Here is a 1,255-nt window from a genome sequence, read left to right as displayed (position 1 = left end):
CGGGTTCACTTCATTCTCAGTTTGCTGCAATAACGCCTCGGCCTCGGTACGTGTTGCACCAGACGCTTCCATCACAATACGGCAGGCTCTATCCACCAATTTTTCATTTGTGGCTTTCACATCCACCATCAGGTTTTGATAGGCTTTACCCAGCTTTACCATCGCGCCAGTCGTCAGCATATTCAGCACTAGCTTTTGTGCTGTACCGGCTTTCATGCGCGTTGAACCCGTCAATGCTTCTGGGCCCACAACCGGCGAAATTGCGATATCAGCGGCATCTGCAATCAGCGAATCAGGGTTGCACGAGACCGCAGCGGTGGTGCAACCGGTAGCGCGTGCATAAGCTAACCCACCCAATACATACGGGGTTCGGCCTGAAGCAGCAATGCCGACTACCACATCTTTTGCTGTCAGCTGTAAATTGCGCAGGTCATCAGCACCCAGTTGCGCGTCATCTTCTGCCCCTTCAACCGCTTTGAGAATGGCGCTTTCGCCACCCGCAATCAGGCCAATCACCATACCGTGCGGCACGCCATAGGTTGGTGGGCACTCAGAGGCATCAAGGATCCCCAAACGGCCACTGGTACCGGCCCCCATATAAATCAGGCGGCCGCCTTGCTGAAATGCCGCAGTAATGACATCAACTGCACGGGCAATGGCCGGCAGCTCTTGTTTTACCGCCAAAGGCACACGCTGATCTTCTTCATTAAAGCGCTGCAACATCTCAACGGTAGGTAACGTATCTAAATCCATTGTATTGCTGTTACGGCTTTCTGAGACTAAACGACCTAGATTCATATGTGACTCGCTTAAATATTTAATTACTTCGTTAAACAAATAATGGAATAATATATTCCAAGAAACAAATTATTGTTGGAATAATGAGCGTTTAATCACAAACTATCTATCGCCAGATCAAACAGATAAAATAAAAAGCATAAAAATCATTACGTTATAGGATGCAGAGCATATCAGTGTTTATCTATGCCAGAACCTCTGCCAACGTAATAACGGCTTTTCTCATTTTCTGGTACAAGGTATAAAAGTACCGAGCGGATAAAAATAAGGACCTTTGGATGAGCTGCCTGCTAAAACTGCAACAACTGTTGAATACGCTGTCGCATAGCGAGCGAAAACTGGCACTTTTTCTGCAAAGTCATCCAGATAAAGCGCGGGATATGTCTTCACAAGCACTGGCTAAAGCTGCAAATGTCAGCCAATCAAGTGTCGTTAAGTTTGCCCAAAAATTGGGCTA

General features: G+C 47.2%; 2 protein-coding genes. One reads left to right on the top strand and one right to left on the bottom strand.

Annotated elements, in window-relative coordinates:
• On the bottom strand, positions 1-798 hold a 798-nt coding region (murQ, locus tag ACRC27_RS09405; protein ID WP_438639759.1), incomplete at its 3' end, for an N-acetylmuramic acid 6-phosphate etherase.
• A 278-nt stretch (positions 799-1,076) separates the two neighbouring features.
• Here murQ and ACRC27_RS09400 point away from each other — a divergent pair.
• On the top strand, positions 1,077-1,255 hold a 179-nt coding region (locus tag ACRC27_RS09400), incomplete at its 3' end, for a MurR/RpiR family transcriptional regulator (protein WP_438639760.1).

The sequence above is a fragment of the Plesiomonas sp. genome (assembly GCF_051650925.1).
Lineage (GTDB): Bacteria > Pseudomonadota > Gammaproteobacteria > Enterobacterales > CAMTGL01 > Plesiomonas.
The sequence above is the reverse complement of the archived record's forward strand: the minus strand, read 5'-3'. Positions and strand labels throughout refer to the sequence as shown.